The 21,484-nt window shown below is 39.2% G+C and carries 21 protein-coding genes; 11 read left to right on the top strand and 10 right to left on the bottom strand.

Annotated features, from left to right (window positions below; genetic code table 11):
- The first annotated feature begins 389 nt into the window (after positions 1 to 389).
- A complete protein-coding gene (arfA, locus tag KO495_RS15645) occupies positions 390 to 614 on the top strand; it encodes an alternative ribosome rescue factor ArfA (protein ID WP_215981349.1) in 225 nt (74 codons plus the stop codon).
- Between the two features lie 81 nt (positions 615 to 695).
- Here the strand turns inward: arfA and KO495_RS15640 are convergent, their stop codons facing one another.
- The 6 genes from KO495_RS15640 to hemF form a co-directional block, all read right to left on the bottom strand.
- Positions 696 to 1,247, bottom strand: a complete 552-nt coding sequence (locus KO495_RS15640; protein ID WP_215981348.1) for an HPP family protein — start codon at positions 1,245 to 1,247, stop codon at positions 696 to 698.
- A 46-nt stretch (positions 1,248 to 1,293) separates the two neighbouring features.
- Positions 1,294 to 1,950 (bottom strand): Bax inhibitor-1 family protein, encoded by a 657-nt coding sequence (locus tag KO495_RS15635; protein ID WP_215981347.1) that lies wholly within the window; start codon positions 1,948 to 1,950, stop codon positions 1,294 to 1,296.
- 52 nt (positions 1,951 to 2,002) lie between these two features.
- A complete protein-coding gene (locus tag KO495_RS15630; RefSeq protein WP_215981346.1) occupies positions 2,003 to 2,539 on the bottom strand; it encodes a DinB family protein in 537 nt (178 codons plus the stop codon).
- A 118-nt stretch (positions 2,540 to 2,657) separates the two neighbouring features.
- Positions 2,658 to 2,816: a DUF3012 domain-containing protein gene (locus KO495_RS15625; protein ID WP_215981345.1), complete on the bottom strand. Its 159-nt coding sequence runs from the start codon at positions 2,814 to 2,816 to the stop codon at positions 2,658 to 2,660.
- A gap of 529 nt (positions 2,817 to 3,345) precedes the next feature.
- Positions 3,346 to 3,756: a GNAT family N-acetyltransferase gene (locus KO495_RS15620; protein WP_215981344.1), complete on the bottom strand. Its 411-nt coding sequence runs from the start codon at positions 3,754 to 3,756 to the stop codon at positions 3,346 to 3,348.
- A gap of 43 nt (positions 3,757 to 3,799) precedes the next feature.
- Positions 3,800 to 4,732 (bottom strand): oxygen-dependent coproporphyrinogen oxidase, encoded by a 933-nt coding sequence (hemF, locus tag KO495_RS15615; protein WP_215981343.1) that lies wholly within the window; start codon positions 4,730 to 4,732, stop codon positions 3,800 to 3,802.
- A gap of 276 nt (positions 4,733 to 5,008) precedes the next feature.
- Between hemF and KO495_RS15610 the strand changes: the two genes are divergently transcribed.
- The 10 genes from KO495_RS15610 (at position 5,009) to KO495_RS15565 (ending at position 18,276) form a co-directional block, all read left to right on the top strand.
- Complete coding sequence (locus KO495_RS15610) at positions 5,009 to 7,864, top strand: hypothetical protein (protein WP_252739008.1); 2,856 nt, start codon at positions 5,009 to 5,011, stop codon at positions 7,862 to 7,864.
- Positions 7,865 to 7,953: 89 nt separating this feature from the next.
- Positions 7,954 to 10,683 (top strand): TonB-dependent receptor, encoded by a 2,730-nt coding sequence (locus KO495_RS15605; RefSeq protein WP_215981342.1) that lies wholly within the window; start codon positions 7,954 to 7,956, stop codon positions 10,681 to 10,683.
- A gap of 308 nt (positions 10,684 to 10,991) precedes the next feature.
- Positions 10,992 to 12,203 carry a hypothetical protein gene (locus KO495_RS15600; RefSeq protein WP_215981341.1) on the top strand — a complete coding sequence of 404 codons (1,212 nt, stop codon included), beginning with the start codon at positions 10,992 to 10,994 and terminating at the stop codon, positions 12,201 to 12,203.
- A gap of 79 nt (positions 12,204 to 12,282) precedes the next feature.
- Positions 12,283 to 12,672, top strand: a complete 390-nt coding sequence (locus tag KO495_RS15595) for a hypothetical protein (protein ID WP_215981340.1) — start codon at positions 12,283 to 12,285, stop codon at positions 12,670 to 12,672.
- Positions 12,673 to 12,835: 163 nt separating this feature from the next.
- Positions 12,836 to 13,669, top strand: coding sequence for a DUF3450 domain-containing protein (locus tag KO495_RS15590; protein ID WP_215981339.1), 834 nt, complete (start codon positions 12,836 to 12,838; stop codon positions 13,667 to 13,669).
- Between the two features lie 6 nt (positions 13,670 to 13,675).
- Positions 13,676 to 15,079, top strand: coding sequence for a MotA/TolQ/ExbB proton channel family protein (locus KO495_RS15585; protein WP_215981364.1), 1,404 nt, complete (start codon positions 13,676 to 13,678; stop codon positions 15,077 to 15,079).
- 6 nt (positions 15,080 to 15,085) lie between these two features.
- Positions 15,086 to 15,619, top strand: coding sequence for a MotA/TolQ/ExbB proton channel family protein (locus tag KO495_RS15580; RefSeq protein ID WP_215981338.1), 534 nt, complete (start codon positions 15,086 to 15,088; stop codon positions 15,617 to 15,619).
- A gap of 147 nt (positions 15,620 to 15,766) precedes the next feature.
- Positions 15,767 to 16,177, top strand: a complete 411-nt coding sequence (locus KO495_RS15575; RefSeq protein WP_215981337.1) for a biopolymer transporter ExbD — start codon at positions 15,767 to 15,769, stop codon at positions 16,175 to 16,177.
- A gap of 61 nt (positions 16,178 to 16,238) precedes the next feature.
- On the top strand, positions 16,239 to 16,844 hold the full coding sequence (locus KO495_RS15570; RefSeq protein WP_215981336.1) for an energy transducer TonB: 606 nt from the start codon (positions 16,239 to 16,241) through the stop codon (positions 16,842 to 16,844).
- Between the two features lie 88 nt (positions 16,845 to 16,932).
- Entirely contained in the window at positions 16,933 to 18,276 is a 1,344-nt protein-coding gene (locus KO495_RS15565) for a hypothetical protein (RefSeq protein ID WP_215981335.1), read from the top strand.
- A 218-nt stretch (positions 18,277 to 18,494) separates the two neighbouring features.
- Here the strand turns inward: KO495_RS15565 and KO495_RS15560 are convergent, their stop codons facing one another.
- The 4 genes from KO495_RS15560 to KO495_RS15545 are packed head-to-tail and all read right to left on the bottom strand — an operon-like array spanning position 18,495 to position 21,195.
- Positions 18,495 to 18,902 carry a GFA family protein gene (locus KO495_RS15560; RefSeq protein ID WP_215981334.1) on the bottom strand — a complete coding sequence of 136 codons (408 nt, stop codon included), beginning with the start codon at positions 18,900 to 18,902 and terminating at the stop codon, positions 18,495 to 18,497.
- 4 nt (positions 18,903 to 18,906) lie between these two features.
- Positions 18,907 to 19,575, bottom strand: a complete 669-nt coding sequence (locus KO495_RS15555; RefSeq protein WP_215981333.1) for a lysophospholipid acyltransferase family protein — start codon at positions 19,573 to 19,575, stop codon at positions 18,907 to 18,909.
- A gap of 8 nt (positions 19,576 to 19,583) precedes the next feature.
- On the bottom strand, positions 19,584 to 20,516 hold the full coding sequence (locus tag KO495_RS15550) for a phosphatidate cytidylyltransferase (RefSeq protein ID WP_215981332.1): 933 nt from the start codon (positions 20,514 to 20,516) through the stop codon (positions 19,584 to 19,586).
- Complete coding sequence (locus KO495_RS15545) at positions 20,509 to 21,195, bottom strand: CDP-alcohol phosphatidyltransferase family protein (RefSeq protein WP_215981331.1); 687 nt, start codon at positions 21,193 to 21,195, stop codon at positions 20,509 to 20,511. Before KO495_RS15545 ends, KO495_RS15550 begins: the two co-directional genes overlap by 8 nt.
- Between the last annotated feature and the right edge of the window lie 289 nt (positions 21,196 to 21,484).

Below are 21,484 nucleotides of genomic sequence, written 5' to 3'. Positions count from 1 at the left end.
TATGTTTAATTAAGCTAGTTTACCTGCTGAAAAAGTATAAAAATAGCCTTTGATGATATTTGCACAAGGTGGCGCATCAATGTTGATCTTTGATGAGTATTTAACAATATTGTCATGGAATAATTATTTTTATAAGAACGAATAATAATTAATGACAGCGCTCACATAATCATATAATCTGCCGCGCAACTAGTATGGGTGGTTTATTTTTATACTATTATCCCAGCTTAGCTTTTTATCATGCTTGATTAGCTTGAATATAAGCTGACTAGTTAGCGCGTATTCGTATTAATTTAGTTATAAACTAAGCAATAAACTAAGCAATAAACTAAGCAATAAACTAAGCAATAAACTAAGCAATAAACTAAGTAATAAAGTAAGGAAGTTCAATGAGTAAACGAAAAAAACAACAAGCTAAAACTGAATTAACAGTAAAGGCTGAAAGCAAAAGCAGCAATGACTTAGGTCGAGGCGTGATCAAAGATAGCTTTTTAAAAGCATTAGTCACTTCTAAAGTGTATAAAATGCAAGTTGTGAAGGCGAAAAAAGGTAAAGGCGTATATCAACGTAAAGCTAAAAATTTAAGACGAGAGTCTTATTTAATGGTTGCTTAAGAAGTTACCATTAAATAAGACTTTACTTAACTTGCTGTGATTCAATCTTATAACGCCAAATGTAAAGTTATCGCTTTAATGCTATAACCAATACTTTGGATAGTGTCGCAGTGGGTTACTTGATAAGTTGTTAACAACCAAGGCAATTAGTAGCAATATTACTGCGCCAATGGCAATAGGAGTTAAAACAAAGTAGTAGCCAGTACTATGTACCTCAGCACTTCCTATCACGGCAATTAACGCTGTTGCGCCGCCAGGTGGATGTAGTGTGCGGGTAAAGTGCATTGCTACAATAGATAATGACACCGCGAGTGCACCCAATAAAGTAATATCTAAGGCGAGGTACTTTTGTATCGTCACACCAATGATCGCCGATATAATATGTCCTCCAAGCAGGTTTCTAGGTTGAGAAAACTCTGCCTGAGGCGCACCATAAATCAATACAGCAGATGCGCCAAATGAGCCCACCAAAAACATACTTTTTAAAAGATCAACTTCAGTGATTTGACTGATAATAGATACTAAGTAAATGCCAATAAAAGCACCTAACCAAGACCAAGCTATTTTTGAAAAAGGTTTGCGTGGTGGACTTTGCTCACCACCTCTTGTTCTAGAAATGATTGTTTTTAGCATGTTTTCGATATGACCGATTACTTTATAGAATGTTGATATTACCTACTTACTTTCTACCTAGAATGCGCAGAATACGTAAGAATAAGTTAATGATATCCATATACAATGCTGCTGCGCTATCTATAGCATTATCATAGGTTTTTGGGATCGCATTAGCACGAGCCCAATCATAACCAATATAACCACAAAAAATAAGTGCCACTATCCAGTCTAAAATACCGTGATGCGTCTTAAAAATAAATACTTCAATTAACTCAACAATAATGACACAAATGAGCGCTATGGTTAGGCCGCCAATTATTTTTTGGAAAAAAGCAGGGTACATAGAGCCTAATAGCATCATCACAAAAGTAACTGAACCAGTTACTCTGATCGCCTCTTGTACAATGGTTGGATCGTATTGGCTAACGACTAAATTAATAATTAACCCAAAAGGAACCACAACGAAGTTATAACCTATAAAGCTGACAATAGGCTTGTCTGATTTACTAAAAAGGTAAATGCCAAAAAAGCATGAAGCGATATAACCAATGAAAAAGATGATAGGGTTAATGCTGCCAATAGACTCAGCAGAAATATTAACCACCATTAAATAATTAACGGCAAAACCCCATAATAATGTTAAGCCAATGACTAAATTATATAATGAAGCACTAATTATTTTGTCGTTAGTTTCGGTTCTATTAAATACGCTAACTTCCACGGTATATCCTTATAAGTTGAAATAATAATTCGTTAGTTTAAACATACGGTTATTAACTGCCTTCTGGCACAATAACGGGTAAATCCATCGAGCCATAATCTACATTAAATTGGCTTAAAATACAGGTTAATTGACCTCTATGATGAGTTTGATGGTTAAAAATGTGTTGGGTAACATCAGCGACGACCTTAGTCATAGGTTGACCTTCTGTTGTTTGGTAATTAATTGATTGTCGGCACTCTTCATCGGTTAACTGTTGGCAATATTGTATGATAAGCCTATCTAATTGCTCTCTTAATTGGGCAATGTCAGCTAGATTATTAAAATAAATATCTTGTGGTGATTTAGGTGTAGGGAACTTAGAAAAATCGTCTATTGAAATATTAGCAATATTATTCTTGGCTAATCGGCCTAACAAAATTAAATCACCAAATAAGAGGTGGTTCCAGTAGCTAATTATCGTCGGGAAAAAACTGTTGGTATTAGCTGTTAGTTGCGCGTTTGAGAGTGTTAAGCAACAAGTTAATAATTGATTATTAATGCGTTGATTATAGCGCGCTAGCATCTGAAAGTTCTTAATTAAACTCACAATCGTCCTTAATTTTTATCGAGATCACTTTATGTCGTGATTGTTTTAGATAGAGCTATTGGTATGATTTAAAAAACAGCGGGGAAACTTTATTTTCCCCGTTTATTTTTAAGTAAACTTAAAAAACACAGTGTTTAGTGAAGTCTTTTGCTTCAGTGGCAGTCCAGTCACCTTTATCTTTTTCTTTCATGCTAGTACACCATTCTTCACTACCTATTTTAGGTGCACAGCCAGTAATCATTGCGCCGATAAATAAAACACTAATAAGCTTTTTCATTGTTACTCCAAAGTTGATTGATAAAATAAACTAAATAATAACCGTAACTTAAGGGAGGAGCGAGTAAAATTATGCCAAAGAGCGATAAATAATTTGTCAGTAAGTTAAGTACTTTGAAGAGAATTACATACTTGTATAAAAAAAGTAACCTAATGGTGCAACGGTTGAGAACAGTAAAACCTTTAGCGAGAACAGTGAATTTTTTTTGAAGTTTATTGCTGATAACACAATGGTCAAAACGAAAGATAAACTCCAAATCGCCATGATAATAAAAGCAAAAAATAAGCTGATTATATCGCCTAACCCATACGGTTCACCGGGAGCTACAGAAATCTTTTGGTAAAGTTGACCGTGATAAAAAACACCTAAAAAGGCAAAGAAGTGAACCAAGGCTGAGCAGGCACATAAGATTTTTCCACATCTAGACTCCATTTTATTATTCACTCCTTTGTTATATAAAGTGCTCACCCTTTTTGAGCCATATGTAAAATAACACCATAGTTATGTTTACTCGTGGGCTTGTTCGTATTTAAATAAATTTACACATGCCCAAACCTAACGAAGAGCCGGTGCGTTTTGTATAGCCATAATGCGTATAAAAGTCTTCTTTACTTTTGGCTGATAGTAAGCCTACGGTAGCGCCACTAGGTGCTGCATCTGCTAAGTATTCTTCGATATTACTCATGAGTAGTTGCCCAATGCCTTTACCTTGAAAAGCGGGGCTGACAATTAAATCTTGTATATAAAAAAACATAGCGCCATCACCAACAATACGTGCCATGCCTACAAGTAAATTGTTACGTCGCGCAGTGACGTGAAATAAAGAGTTCTTGATTGCCGTTTTAGCTATTTGAGGCGAAGTTTCACCCCAACCAATGCTTTCTCTTAGCTCAATGAATTCTTTAATAGACGGTTGCTTTGTTGCGATGATAACGGTCACTGTATTTAAATATCCTTAATACCACTGCCTTGCAAACTCACTTTTATTTAGCCAGCCAGTCTTGTGCTACAAGGTAGTTATTTAGCTTTGCCTCTGCGCTATTTTCATCAGGCGTATAATTATATTCCCAGCGAGCTAACGGTGGCATTGACATTAAAATAGACTCGGTTCTACCGCCAGATTGCAAACCAAATAACGTGCCGCGATCAAATACTAAGTTGAACTCGACATAACGACCACGACGATATAATTGAAATTGACGTTGCTGCTCCGTGTATTCATCGTTTTTTCTACGTTCGATAATAGGTACATAGGCATCAATAAAGCCTTGGCCAACCGCTTGAACGTAATTAAAACATTGCTCGAAGCTCCATTGATTTAAATCATCAAAAAACAAGCCACCAACGCCACGGGTTTCGTCGCGGTGTTTTAAGTAAAAGTACTCATCACACCATTTCTTATGCTCGTTATAGACATTTTCGCCAAACGGTAAGCATAAATCATGTGCCGTTTGGTGCCAATGTGTTACATCTTCATCTACTGGGTAAAAGGGGGTTAAATCAAAGCCACCGCCAAACCACCAAACAGGGTCTTCACCTTCTTTTTCGGCAATAAAAAAACGTACGTTGGCGTGTGAAGTTGGAATATGTGGATTTTTCGGATGAATAACTAATGATACGCCACAGGCTTGCCATGTTCTGCCGGCTAATTCAGGACGATGCGCTGTTGCCGAGGGGGGTAATTTGTCACCTGACACCACTGAAAAGTTTACACCGCCTTGTTCAATAACGCTGCCATTGGTTAAAACACGGGTACGACCGCCGCCACCTTCTTTACGTTGCCAATTATCTTCAATAAACTCTCCATTGCCGTCAGCTTGCGCTAAAGCGCTGCAGATCCTGTCTTGTAAACTTTTAAAGAATTCAATGATGTGGTTTATATCAGGTACGTTATTTGTTGAGTGTTGCGTTGTCATTGTTTGTTATGAGTAAGTTGGCAAGACGTGCATTGTAGAGAATGCGTATAGGCGTGTCAAAATCAAAACAAGCTGAAAAAGCTTACTGTCATTTGTTTGTCATATTACCGACCCTAAACGGTAATATTTCTAAAACATTTTTGTCATTTATCCCTTGTAGCATGTTCGAAAAATTAATCATTCAACTTATGTATTTAACTTAATTATTTAACTTAGTTATTTAATTTAACTATTTAATTCTTTGGTCTAACAACTAACTCTGCGGAGCAGAAAAACATGCAATTAAACAAACTATTTAAAGTCAGCGCTACGAATACTGCGATTAATACGGCAATTGCCTCAGCTAAAAAAACTGCAAAACACACCACACTTGTTGGCGCGTTAGCATTAGGTTTAACCGCTTGTGGTGGTGACATTAATTTATCATCAGATGTAGACAATTCAGTAGGTGATACCGTTATCAATAACCCTGACACTGGTACAGGTAACGGCGGTGGTAGTGATGTTGAATTGCCAGGTAAGTCAAGCACAGCCTTAAGTAACGAAGTATCAGCTGCGTTAGGGTTTGATGTTCAAGTGCAAATAATGGATGGTCAAATCACTGAAAATATCACATTAACGGCAAGTGCCGATGGTAAAAAAGTGATGTACGCGATTAGTGGTGCTTTAGAAGTGATGGCTGGCGCAACCTTAACTATTGAGCCAAACAGTGTTTTATTTGGCCAGTCAGGTAATGATTATTTAGTCGTACATCGCGATGCTAAAATCATGGCTGAAGGTTCAAAAACTAAGCCAATTATTTTCACCTCAGTACAAGATGTTAAAGGCGAAGCAACTAGCGCAGGTCAATGGGGCGGCATGGTTATTTTAGGTAATGCACCATCAAACAAGTGTCCTACAGATGGCAGCGCTTGTGCATTACAAGTTGAAGGTGTCGCTGAAGGTGCTGTGTTTGGCGGTACTGACTGGGACGATAACTCAGGCGCATTAAAGTATGTCGTTGTTAAATATGCAGGTTATGAAATTGCACCTGATAATGAGTTAAACGGTATTACTTTTGGCGGTGTTGGTTCGCAAACAATGCTTGATTACATTCAAGTGCACTCAAATGCCGATGATGGTGTTGAGTTTTTTGGTGGTGCGGCAAGCATTAAACATTTAGTGTTAACGGCTAACCAAGATGACAGTGTTGATTGGGATAACGGTTACCGCGGTATGTTGCAGCACGTTTATATTGAACACGCTAAAAATGCCGGTGAAGCTAACCGCGCTATTGAAGCAGATAACGACGGTTCATCACCAGCTAAAGAGCCACAATCTAATCCAACTATTTCAAATATGACCATTATTGGTAATAACTTTGATACACCAGATAAAGCCTCTGAAGGTATTTATTTACGCGAAGGTACAGCAGCTAAAATCTTCAATACTGTGGTAACCGGCCCAAGCGAAATGGGTGAGTGTTTAGAGTTTGAAGGTGGCGATACTTCTTCAGTAACAGTTGATAACGCGACAAGCGGCAAAATTGTTATGCAAAATGTTGTAATGGCTTGTAATAACGGCGAGAACTTTAAAAATGCTAAAGCAGCCGACGGCTCTGTATTACTAGATTTAGCAACTTGGTTTAGTGATGAAACCTCTAATAGCGTTTCTAACTCAGTACTTATTGATGAAGCTGGCGTACCAGATAGTAATTCACCATTAATTGCGGCAGATGCGGGTCAAAATGTTGCTAATACACAAGATGCATGGTTTGACAGTGTTGACTATGTTGGTGCTCTTGACGGTAGTAACGACTGGCGTGACGGCTGGGCATTTGGTTTTGGTGGCGGTGTTGTAACTGCTGCGGCAGAAAGTGAAGGTTGTCCTACAGGTACTACATCAATCACACCGGCTGATGGCGTAACTACCACCTGTCAAATTAGTGGTCGTATCGTTGAAAACATTACGTTAACGGCAAATAACTTATATGCGTTAAATGGTCCAGTATTTGTTGGTGACGATAAAGCCAGCTCAGCTACGTTAACGATAGAAGCAGGTACGACTATTTTTGGTCGCTCAGGCGGTGATTATTTAGTGGTAAGTCGCGACTCTAAAATTGAAGCAAACGGCAGTGCTAGTGCTCCAATTACCTTTACTTCAAGTGAAGATATTAGTGGCTTAGAAACCAGTGCAGGCCAATGGGGCGGTATTGTGATTTTAGGTAATGCTAAGTCAAACAAATGCCCGAGCGATGGCTCTGATTGTGCTTTACAAGTAGAAGGTGTTGAAGAAGGTGCAGTATTTGGTGGCACTGATGACACTGATAGCTCAGGTACATTGCGCTATGTAGTTGTTAAACACGCAGGCTATGAAATTGCCCCAGATAACGAACTAAACGGCATTACTTTTGGTGGTGTTGGCTCAGGCACTAAAGTTGAATATATTCAAGTACATGAAAATGCAGATGATGGTGTCGAATTCTTCGGTGGTACGGTTAACTTAAAGTATGTTGTTTTAACAGGTAACAAAGATGACAGCGTAGATTGGGATAATGGTTATCGAGGCAATATGCAATATGTACTTGTTAAACATGCTGATAACGATGGTGAAGCTAACCGCGCTATTGAAGCAGATAACGATGGCTCATCACCAGCAAAAGAGCCGCAGTCTAATCCTACTATCGCGAACATGACCATTATTGGTAATGGTTTTGATACAGCTGATAAAGACTCTGAAGGTATTTATTTACGTGAAGGTACTAAAGCACAGTTACATAACTTTGTTGTAACGAATGCTGCGGGTGAGTGTTTTGAGATTGAAGGTGGTGATACTAGTTCAGTAACCGCTAGCCAAGCATTAGCAGGCGAAACAGTTATCAGTAACTCAGTATTTGCGTGTAGTGAAAACTTTAAAGATGCTAAAGCAACGGACGGTACGGTATTACTTAATGCTCAAGATTGGGTGTTAAATCAAAATACAGCTAACTCTACTGCAACGGGTATGAGTGATGTACTTGAGGGTATCTTCACCTTAGATACCACAACAGCAAAAGACTTCTCAGGTAATGCTTTCTTTGATAATGCCAGCCATATCGGCGCCGTATCAAAAAGCAACGACTGGACTGCTAACTGGACGGTTGGTTTAAAGTAATAACGCCTAACTAGCCCGTCTTTAATGATGCGGTAACTCCTTTATAACTTGAGTTACCGCATCATTCTTTCTAAGAGAAGAGGTTTCAAATGAACACAAACGCTAAACGCTCAGACTTATTTAGCCGATTTAATTTTTCTCGTGTTGCCATCGCACTAGCTACTTGCCTTAATGTTTCAGCGGTTTATGCCGAGCAAGTTGAAGAAACAGCAGAGGTCAATGCACAAGAACAGGCCATGGAAGAAGTGGTTGTTAAAGCAAGTCGCTTAAAAGGAACAGCTAGCGCCGTAATGCAAGAGCGAAAAAACCAAGCGTTTATCGCTGATATTTTAGGTAGTGAACAAATTTCTCGTACTGGTGACTCAGACGCTGCTGCAGCGCTTCGTCGTATTACGGGGATTACCTTGGTTGACGGAAAATATATTTATGTACGCGGCTTAGGTGAACGTTTTTCAAGTACGCAGCTTAATGGTGCCGCAGTACCAAGCCCTGATCCAACACGTACCGTTATCCCGTTAGATTTATTCCCTTCATCAATCATTGAATCTTTGTCGGTACAAAAGTCATATTCAGCGAGTATGCCTGCGCACTTTGCTGGTGGTAATGTTGACGTACGCTTAAAGTCAATACCCAGTGACTTTGTTTTTAATGTTCAAGGAAAAATTGGCGGTAATAGCAATAACTTTGATGACGGCCTCATTTATAACGGTGGTGACGATGATTGGTACGGCATTGATGATAGCACACGTGCAGCGCCACAAGATTTAAAAAATCTTTGGTCAAGTTATAGCTCGTTAAATGACTTGTCACAACAAGATAATCGTGAAATTGCGGCGCAAATGAACCGTGATTATGACCCTAAAAGTGCGAGTATTAACCCGAATACCGGTTTAGATATCACCTTAGGTAACCGCTACGACTTTGACGATTTTCGTTTTGGTTTTCTCACCGCTATTTCTTACGATAATAAATGGCGAGTATCAGAAGAATACGAAGGACAAGACTTTACTTATAGCGAAGCAACAAACGATAACCCAGCAAGCTGGTCACTAGTGCGCGGCTTTGATGATATTCAATCAACTGAGCACACAGTACGATTTTCTGGCATGTTAAACATGGGCTTAGAATACAAGCGTGATCACCGTATTGAGCTTTCTAGTTTAATTTTGCACGACACACTTGATGAAATTCGTGACAAGCTAGGTAATACTAATAACGTTAAAATGAGTGATGGTTTACGTGTACGTGACAGCGAAGTGATTTACGAAGAGCGTCAAATGATCGCTAATCAAATTCGTGGTACACACAACTTTACTGATTTTATGAACTTAGGCCTTGATTGGTTCTACTCTGACTCTCGCTCAAATCGTTATGCACCGGGTAATATTACTACACGTTATATTATTGCTGATGGTTCAAATGGTCAGCCAGAAGACGGAATATTTGATCCAGTTAACGAAAGCTCATTAAGAAAAGCTACTACGGCAAGTCGCTATAGTTTTCAAGACTTAGATGATGAAGTTGAAAACTACGGTTATACATTTTCATTACCACTGATGGTTTCTGGTGCTGAAATTGAGCTGAAAGCTGGCGGTAACTTCGTCACTAAATCGCGCGATGCGATGGCAAGACGTATCGATGTAAATACCTTAGCTTTTGATAACCTTGATTTAAGTGGTAATCAAATGAATGTCATCCTTAATGATGATGTTATGCTTAATTACCCACTAAAAGGTAGTGATAATATTATTCGCGATACTTCAGTTGACGGTGATGATTACTACTCAGGTCAAATGATTGATGCCTATTTTGGTCAAATCGATATGTTTTTGGCGCAAAACTGGCGTATTAGCGCAGGACTTCGTTATGAAGACTTTCGTCAAGTGGTTGCCCCGCTTGACCCCGCAACAGGTTTGTTTGACCTACCGGCGATACCAACAGAAGAAGACCTAGAAAAACTAAGCTTCAAAGAAGATGATGTGTTTGGAGCACTAACGGTAACTTATGAAATAGATAAAGAAATGCAAGTGCGCGCTTCTTTCTCGCAAACCACTATTCGCCCAGATATTCGCGAAGTAGCACCTGCAACATATATTGACCCGTTAACAGGTTTCCCTATTGGCGGTACGCCAAGTGTTACTAGTACCGCGATTAACAACTACGATTTACGTTGGGAATGGTATTTAGATACAGGTGAAAACTTATCAGTAGGCTTATTTTACAAGGACATGGATAAGCCAATTGAAGCGGTGCAATCACCAGCACAAGATGGCCCGCCGTTAATTCGTATTGCTAACGCAGAAGACGGTTTTGTTTACGGTGTTGAAATGGAGTTCTTAAAAGACTTTACCTCACTAGGTGAGTTTGCGGGTGTTAATGGCGCAGACTTCTTCTTATCAGGTAATGTCACTTTAAGTGATTCAGAAATTAACATTAATACTCAGAATGTTGTAGAGCAAACTGGGGTATCAACTACCATCACTAACCCAACACGCGCTATGACAGGTCATTCGCCGTGGGTAGTTAATATGAACTTAGGCTGGGATGCACCAAACGGTAATCACAGTGCCACACTCGCGTATAACGTATTTGCTGAGCGTATTATTATTCCAGGTATGGATGAGAAAGATGATGCTTTTGAGCAGCCGTTTCACTCGCTAGATTTTGTTTATAGCTACTTCCCAACGTATTCGTCAACGCTAAAGTTTAAAGTGCAAAACATTTTAAACCAAGATAAAGAAATTGAATTTGAAGATACGCTAATGCGTAGCGAAACACGCGGTACTGCTTTTGAGGTTTCTTTAAAGTGGGAGTTTTAATTAGCGCTAAATCTTCATAGCGTAAGTGTCAACCTTACTCAGGACGAGTCAAAGCATTTTAATAAAGCCACGTAAAGTGGCTTTATTTTTTTATACTTCGGTTTAGATAACTAATTTAATATAAGACTTTGAATAAATAGCTTTTCATTGTAAATTTAAGGTGACCTAATAGGTTGCATTACAAGGATGTTTAATTAACCTGTTGGAGCTTTGTCGTCCACATATTAATTATTCTAGGTATTAGTAATTATTTCAGATATGAATAATTACTTTAGGTATTACTAATTAATATGAGGTATTTAGCTTTCATGAAAACACTTATTGTTATTCTATTATTTGTCAGCACATTAGTGCTTATAGCCCAAATAGATGATGAATTATCTTCTCAAAGCAATGAGTTAATGGCTTACATAGAAACCCCAGTATACAACGAAGCCTATTTTTACTTATTAGGTTTTTATGCCAATAAAAACGATGAACCAGCAGATGTCGGCAAGGCGTTATTTAAGCAGTACCAGCAGCTTGAGTTAAACGATTCTTATCAGGTTGTAGAGTATGAGCAAGCAAAAAAACTTCCTTTACCCAGCGGTGAGCTTTTTTGTCGAGCTTGGGAAGAGGGCTGTTTAGCTTTATTGTTTTCTTCTGACTTGAGTGACGAGTTGCAACAAACAGACTACCAAGAGTTACTTGCAAGGGTGAACCACTTTCATCAGTTTAACCACTACCAAACACTCACTAAACCTTTAATTACCGAAGTATTTCCACCATTACAATATCTAAGAGCAGCCGAGCGTATTAAAGTACTACATGCGATAAAAGCGCATCAAGCAGGGAATTCTCAGGGCGCTATTACCGCACTACAGCAACAACTCGCCACCTTAAGAAAATTTTTAGCATTACAAGATAACCTCATTGGTAAGGTATTCTTTTTGATGGAAGCGGCTGAAGTTGTTGATGTGCTAAGTGTTATTGGTGCTCAGTCACAGCTTAACCTTGATACTATTAATACACTAAGCCACGAGGAAAAAGACCTGAGTAAAAGCTTTGCAAGGGAGTTTGCTATGTCGTTTTATATGCTAAAGGCGTTAGATAGAGACCCTGAAATTTTTCATCTTGGCGACGATTTTCCTGGTTGGATCACCCGTATTCTTTATAAGCCTAATATGACTGTGAACGCTAACGCGAGCGTTTATACGCAGTTAGGGCAAAGGTCGTTACTCACTCCAGCGCAATTTGCTAAAACCACAGGTGCTGATATAAGCGGCTCTAAATCTTTCATTCGAAATTATATTGGCAGTGTTTTAACTGATATTGCCCTACCAAACTTCGATGAGTACATTGCCAGGTTTATGGACTTTGACGCAAAAGTAACATTGTTTAACCACTTATATGGCGGTGTAGATAAAGCAAAAAGCCCTTATGATAAAAATGAGCCACCAATAAAAGCAGCAAAGAGAGTATGTTTTAACGGCCCGTTGCAAGACGATTATATGCTTCGGTGCGTGACTACAAAAATATAACTAGCCTGCACTCGATTTTAATAGCGCTTTACTTAAAAACAGTCATAAAAAATACAAATATATTAAAAGGATTTTAACAATGAGAAATATAGGTTTAATTATTTATTGGGTTATTTGTAGTTACCTTATTGTCGACTTAGTATTGTTGAATGACTGGGTAATGTTTTTCGACCCACAATCCATTGCAATCGTATTTTTTCCTACGCTAGCTGCGATATTTATACAGCCCAAAAAAGCAATAAGCCAACGATTAAATACAAGTTTTAAAGTGTGCTGGTTTAGTGGTGGCCTAATGTTTATCTACGGCGTTATATTAACCCTTCAAGGCGCAAGCGGAGATAGCCAAGCCGTACTTACTGGCTTAAGTGTTGCTTTAATCCCTATTATTTATTGTTTTATCATAAGCTTGCTTTACGCACCGTATGTACTTTCTAAAGATAAGGCTCACATCAAATCAAGTAAGAAATAAATCACTGTCATTAAACTGAAATATCAATGAAACCAAAGCGTCATATTTCTTCAACTTAAGTGTCACATTACCTCGGTACACTTTGTCACATTAATTTAATGCGCTTAATTATTGCTTTTTATCTGTAATTAAGTCTGTAATCAAAATGACAAAAGGTATCAATATGAAATTGTCACCCTTAGCTACAGCTAGCTTAGTGGTAAGTTTGCAAGCAAGTAGCTTGCTTTTTACTGGTGCGCTCTTAGCACAAACAACCAATGCCCAAGCAGATAGCCAATTAAATAAAGTGGTTGAAGCTGGTGAAAACATCACCCAATCAGCGGCTAAGTCTCAACAAAAAGTTAATAAGCTCACCGAAAAAGTACAAACTAAGTTACAGCAATTTAAAACGGTAACTAAAGAAGTTGACGGTTTAACCGTGTATAACCAACAAATGCAAAACCAGCTTGATAATCAAATGGCTGAGTTAGCTCAACTGGCACAGTCAATGGAAGAAGTCAGTGTTATTGAGCGTCAAATCTCACCGTTAATGGCGCGTATGATCACCACTCTAGAAGACTTTATTGCCCTTGATGTGCCGTTTTTACCCGTTGAGCGTGCTAAACGCGTTAACGATTTAAAAGCCATGATGAACCGCGCAGATATTGCGGTTTCTGAAAAATTTCGCCGCGTGTTAGAAGCTTATCAAATAGAAGTAGATTACGGACGTACTATTGAAGCTTATAGCGGCACGCTAGCGCTTAATGGTCAAAATACCGATGTTGATTTTTTACGTGTTGGTCGCGTTAGCTTAGTTTACCAAACTCGTGACGGTAGCCAGTTAGGACAATGGCAACAAACAAACGGTAAAGGTGACTGGCAAGCGCTTTCACAAGATTATCGTTTAGGTGTTAATAAAGCCTTACGTATAGCGCGTAAACAGCTTGCCCCAGATTTAATGATGATTCCCCTGACGACCAATATTTCAAACGGCACGTTAACAGCGGCTGCGGAGTAATTTGTGATGATATTCTCTACTAATACTTTTAAAAAAGTACTGAGCGCAACCGCGTTAACATTAACCTTAGCCAGCACGGCAAGTTTTGCTGAACAAGCGGCTAATTTAGATGATTTATTATCGCAGCTTGAACAAGGTAAAATTGCACAAAGTAAACAAAACCAAGCACGTGAAGCGCAGTTTAAAGCCAAAGTTAATCAACAGCAGCGTATGCTTGATGATATGGCGGCACAACGCGACTCAGCCTTAAAGTTAAGTGTTGAGCTTGAAACTAAGTTTAGCGATAACGAAGTTGAACTAGGCAATAAAGCAGATGCCTTAGACAAGCGTTTAGGCGAGCTAAAAGAATTATTTGGTGTTTTGCAGCAAGTTTCTGGTGATACTCGCAGTAAGTTTCAAACCTCAGTAGTTTCAGCTCAAATTACAGGGCGTGGTGTATTTTTAGATGAATTTGCACAAAGCATGGGCTCAAGCGCTAAGTTAGCATCAATTGCAGAAATTGAACGTTTATGGTTTGAGCTGCAACGTGAAATGACCCAAAGCGGAAAAATTACTACCTTTAATCGCGAAGTGGTTTTAGCTGATGGTGAACGAACTACTGCACCAGTAACACGTGTTGGTGGTTTTAACTTAGTGTCAAACGGAAAATATTTAGAATACATTGATGAAACGGGCACGGTTGCAGAACTAATAAGACAACCATCAACACGTTATTTAAACTCTGTTGACGACTTACTTAATAGTAATGACAAAACCGCTGCATTTGCATTAGACCCAACCGGTGGTTCAATTCTAAGTTTATTAGTGCAAGCACCTGACACTCGTGAAAGAGTCGACCAAGGTGGTCCAGTAGGCTACATCATTTTAGCGATTGGCTTAATTGGTTTATTAATTGCGCTAGAGCGACTCATCAACTTAGTCAATGTTGGCGCTAAAGTTAATCGTCAATTGAAATCTGACAAAGCCTCAAATGACAACCCACTAGGGCGTGTTATGCAGGTAAAAGATAATAACCCTGATTTAGATACTGAAACACTAGAATTAAAACTGTCGGAGTCTATTTTACGTGAAGTACCAAACCTATCTAAGCGTTTGACCTTAATTAAAATTATTTCAGTAGTTGCGCCGCTTATTGGTTTACTCGGTACGGTAACGGGCATGATAAACACTTTCCAAGCGATTACCTTATTTGGTACAGGTGACCCTAAATTAATGGCTGGCGGTATTTCTCAAGCCTTAGTCACAACGGTGCTTGGTTTAGTGGTTGCCATTCCAATGGTATTTATCTTTGCTTATTTAAACGGTCGTAGCCGCGGCATTGTTAATATTTTACAACAAGAAAGCACGGGCATTATTGCCGAGCGAGCTGAACGCGCCGAAAAAGCCTCGCAAGCGAGCCAAGGAGCTTAAATAGTGATGGCCTTACTTGAAATCTCAAATGCTACCAGCGCCATTGGCGAGTTTATGGAAACGGGTGGTCAAGTATTAACGGTGATTGCTGGCGTTATCTTTATTATGTGGTTGTTGATTTTTGAGCGCTTTGTGTTTGTTTTTTATAGCTATCGTAGCGTAAAAAAACACTTAGTAAATTGCTGGAAAGAACGTACCGAACATACCTCTTGGTATAGCGAGCAAATACGTACCGCGCTGATTTCGCGCGGTACCACTAAGTTAAATCGTAATTTGGTGTTAATTCAATCGCTTGTGGTGCTATGTCCATTATTAGGATTACTTGGCACAGTAACTGGCATGATTGAAGTGTTTGATGTGATGGCAATATCGGGTAGTGGCAATGCTCGTTCAATGGCATCGGGCGTTTCACGAGCAACTATTCCAACCATGGCGGGTATGGTGGGTTCGTTATCAGGTGTTTTTACTATTACCTGGTTACGTCGCAATGCCAAAAAAGAAGCTGAATTATTGGCTGACAAGTTAACCGTTCAGCATTAACAACAATACAAAATTACTCGATGAGTTTATGAGCTAATGCCAATAGCTCATCGAGCAATACAAGGCTAAAACAGTTTAGCCGTTAAATATTATCACGGCGTTGGCGTACTGACTGACGTTCGTAACATAAGTGAAATAGGAAAAATTATGCGTCACATAAGCAAAATGTTGCAAGAGCAAGACGAAAAAGAAGAAATTGATATGACACCTATGCTTGATGTTGTTTTTATCTTACTCATTTTCTTTATTGTTACCGCTTCATTTGTGAAAGAGGCTGGTATTGATGTGAATCGTCCTGAGGCCGCTACTGCCGTTAAAAAAGAGCGCGCTAATATTTTAGTGGCGATTAGTGATAAAGGTGATATTTGGATCAATAAACGCAAAGTTGATATTCGCAGTGTTCAAGCAAACATTGAGCGTTTGAAAGCTGAAAATCCACAAGGTAGCGTGGTTATTCAGGCCGACCAAAAATCAACAACCGATACGTTAATTAAAGTGATGGACTCAGCACGTGCCGCAGGTGTTTTTGATGTTTCTATCGCCGCGCAAGAAGCTTAACAGCGCTCTTTTGTAAAAGAGTAAGGAAAAGAAAATGGCAAAGGTAATTATTAGGAAGTCTATGCGATTTGTTATAGCAGGGGCACTTGCCTTAGTAATGACATTTATATTGCTATGGGGCATGCAAAAGCTTATTGCTGGTGGTGAAAACGCAATGACAGACCCTGTAAAGGGCAACGTACTTGACTTTATTCGTTTGAAAAAAGATGACGCTATTGTCAAAAAAGAGCGTAAACCACAAAAGCCGGCAAAACCTAAAGAGCCACCTCCACCAATGAATACGCCTCCCATGCCACAAGCTAATCCTAATGCGAATGTCGCTAAAAGTAGCTTTGCGGCTGATATTCAAGCGGATAACGGTTTGTCGGGTGGTTTGAGTTTAGATACTAACGATGGTGACTACTTACCCATTGTTAAAGTGGCTGCGGTTTACCCTCGCAGAGCTCAAGCCCGTGGTTTAGAAGGTTTTGTTATTGTTGAGTTTACCGTAAGTAAAACCGGGTCGGTTAATAGCCCTGTAGTAGTAAAAGCTGAGCCAGAAGGCGTGTTTGAACGTGCAGCACTTGATGCGGTAATGAAGTTTAAATACAAACCACGGGTTGTTGACGGTGAAGCAATGGAAGTTGCTGGCGTGCAAAACCGCATCACTTTTGAAATAGACGGTTAATCAAGTAAACGGTTAATGAAATAGACAATAAGTATATTTTTCAGTGTTAGCTAACGCTAACCAAGTTAATAAAAAACAGGAGTAACAAATGAAAAAGTCAGTTTGTTTACTATTAAAAACACTAGTATTGACCAGTGCCGTAACTAGCGCAATGTCGGGCAGTGCACTAATGAATGTTGCTTATGCCAATGAAGCGCAAGAAAAAAGCAGCTACCGCGCTACTAAAAAAGTGCCCGCAATGCGCGATAGAGTTTATGCGCAATTAGCGCGCGCACAAAAGCTCGCTGATGATGGCGATAAAATTCAAGGTTTTGAAGTGCTTGACGAAGTTAAAGATCGTCTTGATAGCTTAAATAGTTATGAACGAGCCATGCTTTTTAACTTTTACGGTTTTATGTATTACGCCAATGAAGATGTTGCCATGGCGATTGATAGCTTTGAAAAAGTTGTCGCAGAAGAAATCATTCCAGATAGTTTAATTATTTCAACGCTTTATTCACTAGCACAGCTTTCAATGCAACAGCAAAATTTTGCGCAAGCGTTAACTCATTTAAAAAAATGGCAAAAGCTTAATGCAAAACCATTAACGGCGAATCAAGAAGTATTTTTTGCCCAAATTTACTATCAAGATAAACGCTTCCAAGACAGCTTAACGCATTTAGATAATGCTATGGCGTTAGTTGCCAAAGACAACAAGCTCCCAAAAGAAAATTGGTTAATACTACAACGTGCTAATTACTACGAGCTGAAACAGCCAGAGCAAGTAACCAAAGTGCTAGAGCAATTAGTGCGTTTGTTTGATAAACCACAATACTGGTTACAGCTTTCGGGTATGTACGGTGAAATAGGTGAAGAGGCTAAACAAGTTGCGGTAATGGAAGCCGCTTATCAAGCTGGCTACATTACTAAAGCTGCTGAAATTACTACTCTGGCTCAGCTTTATTTATTTCACGGTGCACCTTATAAAAGCGCACAATTAATGGCCGAAGCGGTTGCTAAAGGCAGTGTACCTGCTGATGAAAGCAACTTAGATTTATTGTCACGCTCTTATTTAGCCGCCAAAGAAGACAACAAGGCTATTAAGGTGTTAACTCAGCTTAGTGCCATGGCCGAGGATGGCAAATATGATGCATTATTGGCGCAAACTTACCTTAATAATGAGCAGTGGCAGCAGGCGATTAGTGCCGCTAACCAAGCTATTACTAAAGCAGAAAAAAACCAATCAAGCGAAGAGAATGCGCCAAATTACTTAGGTAATATGTACCTTGCACAAGGGATGGCGAACTTTAACTTACAAAAGTTTGAAGACTCTCTTACCGCTTTTGCTAAGGCATTAAAAGTACCAAGCAGCAAAGCAACAGCGCAGCAATGGGCTAAATATGTTGAACGCGAGCAAGACAATTATGCAACGCGATTAGCAATGCTTAACTAACACTTGCGCTAATACTTTTTAACGCTGACTTTACGATTAATTAGTGCGTAGTAAAGTAGGGAAAGCACAAAGCGTTAAGCAACAATTTGCTAGGTAAAATTCACTAGCTAAAATGAAAGTCAGGCTATATGCAGTAATGCTATAGCCTTTTTTATTAACTCGTTTGCAACTTGAAGCGCTAGGGCTGCTGAACTTTCACGGTTAACTTTTGTTCGAGCTTATTTTCTGTTTGGCTCAAAAGCATCATATCTTGGTAAGGCAGCATCAAGGTCTTCCCAATTAGCTTTTGATGAAACAAAGTTATGTGATAGCGGCTTTTCACTAATATCAGAGTCTAAAAGACCTAATCGTATTCTGTAACGACTCGGGTCTTGATCGTTTGAACTATAAACCGGTGAGCCACAGTGCTTGCAAAAATGTCTGTTTTTGCCTGGTTTGAATGAAAAAGTTGTTAAGCTTTTTTCACCGCTTAAAATCGTAAAGTCTTCGGCGTTTATAAAGCCATTGGTTGCAAACGCAGTTCCACTGTTTTTTCGACACAGTGAACAATGACAATGAATAATGTCGCTAATGTCACCCTGTATTTTTATGGCAACTTCGCCACATAAGCATTTTCCTAAGTACATAAGGTTAACTTTCTCGTTGTTGATCATCTGTTACAGCACATTGGCGTGTTAGGCATTGAGCTTCTAATAAGGATAAAGCTTTGCCGACGTTGTGTATATATTGCTTTGCATCATCAACAAAAGCAATTGGCTCACCTATAACCACATCACAATTAAAGGGCACTAACAGGGCTTCGCCTTTTGGTAATGCCCGACCTAAACCATGTAAAAAAACCGGCGCAACATTTAGGGTAGGGCGTGACTTTATTAGGTGATGAACACCGCGTTTAAGTTCACTCATTTGCTCAGGCGCACCACGAGACCCCTCAGGAAATAACACTAAAATATCCCCGTTATTTAACGCATTATGGCATTCATCAAAAAGTGTTGAATGAGCACTGCCAGCGCGACGCTTAATGGGGATAATGCCAATAATGTTTAAGGAAAACCATGCTAAAAATCGGTTCGATAAAAAGTAATCTGCCGCGGCAACAGGCCTAATGCGATGGATACTTAACAGTGGATATAAGCTCATCAATACCATAGTGTCTAAATGACTATTATGATTTGCTACTATGATAGCAGCCCCTGTACGGGGTAATCGCGCTTTAAAAAATACGTTGAGCCCCAAGCAAAAAAACACCACAGGCTTTACCACTAACGCGAAAAACAATATTTTTAATAACCTGTTCATAACCGTCCTTAGTAATGCAAATAATAAAGATAATGGAAAAATAATGGTGCGGTATAAATTAAGCTGTCAATTCTATCTAATAATCCGCCATGACCAGGAATAAGTGTACCGCTGTCTTTAATTGCTAAATCTCGTTTTACCGATGAAATAACCACATCACCAACAAAGCCAGCGACAGCCATTAATGCTCCGGCAACCAAACCTTGTAATAACGTTAATGGCGTTAAATACGGCGCTAGAAAACCAGCAACAATAGTTACGGTTGCCACCCCCCCAATAAAACCCTCCCATGTTTTATTAGGGCTGACTTTAGGAATGATTTTATTTTTGCCTAAAGCTTTTCCCCAAATATATTGGCAGACATCATTGAACTGAGTAATGAAAATAAGAAAAAGTACTAAACCTAACGCACCGGCTTGTTCGTTAAGTACAGGGAGCTGTAATAAATAGGCAATATGACTAATACAAAATACTGAGAGCATTAGCGCCCAATGAATGGTACCTAAAGAGCGAATAAAGCCTTTTGTTTCTCCAATAAATACAGCGCGCATGGGCAAAAAGAGAAATACATAAACAGGAATGAAAATAATAAACATGCCATACCAGTTTAATGATGCCCAATAATACTGTGCTGGAATTGCCAAATAAGCCCAAAGTAAAACACGTCTATCGGCTTGACGGGTGGGCACTATTGAAAAAAACTCTTTTAACGCTAAAAAGCTTAATAGCGCAAAAAATACAGTTGCGACTGTTGGTGAAGCAATTAAAATCCCAAAAAGAATAATAATCATCCACCACCAAGACTGAATGCGCTGTTTTAATTCGGTGTGATCTGTTTGTGGATTTTTTACTTTTAGTAATAAACGGGCGACGCTAGCAGTGACCAATAGCAAGGTAACAAATAGCATCATATAAAATGAATGTTCAGGGAGGTTAAACATGCTCAGATGCCTTTGGGTGGTCTAGTTCTTTTTTCGGCGACTCTAAATAAAGGTAAGCATCGCGTGTGCGGTTATAAATGGTGGTTAATGAGCCTAAGCAAATAATGACAAGCACCATTAATAATAAATAACCTGGGGTTGAAAATAATAAATGCTCTAAAGGGGATAGCAATAATGCTATGGTGATCAAAGCCATGCGATGTTGTTTTGCCATTGGCCCAGTAAATAAAGTGGGCGCTCCCATTGAGCTTGCTAAAGTTCGTACATAAGCCGTCATGACAGCCAGTATTCCTGCTAACCAGCCTAGCTCTGCTCCCCAAGAAAACCCTGTTAATAAATAGCCTGCAGGCACTAAAATAAGTGGGTCAGCAATACGGTCTGGAATATCGTTAAATAATTCTCCAGAGGCTGTAGACTTGCCTCCCTCCATCGCCACCATGCCATCAAATAAGTTACATAATAATCGACATTGAATAAATAGCGCCGCGAGCCACATTAACCAAATACTGCCTCCGCTGTTTACAACGAGTAATACTGTGCCAGCAAATAATGCAAAAAACACGCTCGCGATAGAAATTTGGTTAGGGGTAATATCTTTTTTACTTAACCATTTGGCAATATTAGTCATTAAGGTTAGCTCTCTAACCTTTAGGGGACGGCGTCCTGCTAAGTCATTCATTATTATTCCTTGGTAATCATTAATTTCGCCAGCAAACGTAAGTCGTCTGTTGCTTGTTGGCGCTAAAATACACAACTTAATCTTGGGGATTTAATTGTTAGGGGCTGTTGATCTTTCGCGGTTAAATTTTGTTCGAGATAAAAGCGTTTTAATCGCGGCGGACAGTGTGTTGCCTAGTCATTCTAAGCAAATACTGTTCAACAAAGAATAAAACGCTTTTAGCCGAATCCTTCGGACAGCGTTTGTTGGTCATTTTTACTGCGTTATCACCTTTTTATGTAACGCTACA

Source organism: Colwellia sp. D2M02, from assembly GCF_018860755.1.
Lineage (GTDB): Bacteria > Pseudomonadota > Gammaproteobacteria > Enterobacterales > Alteromonadaceae > Colwellia > Colwellia asteriadis.
The sequence above is the reverse complement of the archived record's forward strand: the minus strand, read 5'-3'. Positions and strand labels throughout refer to the sequence as shown.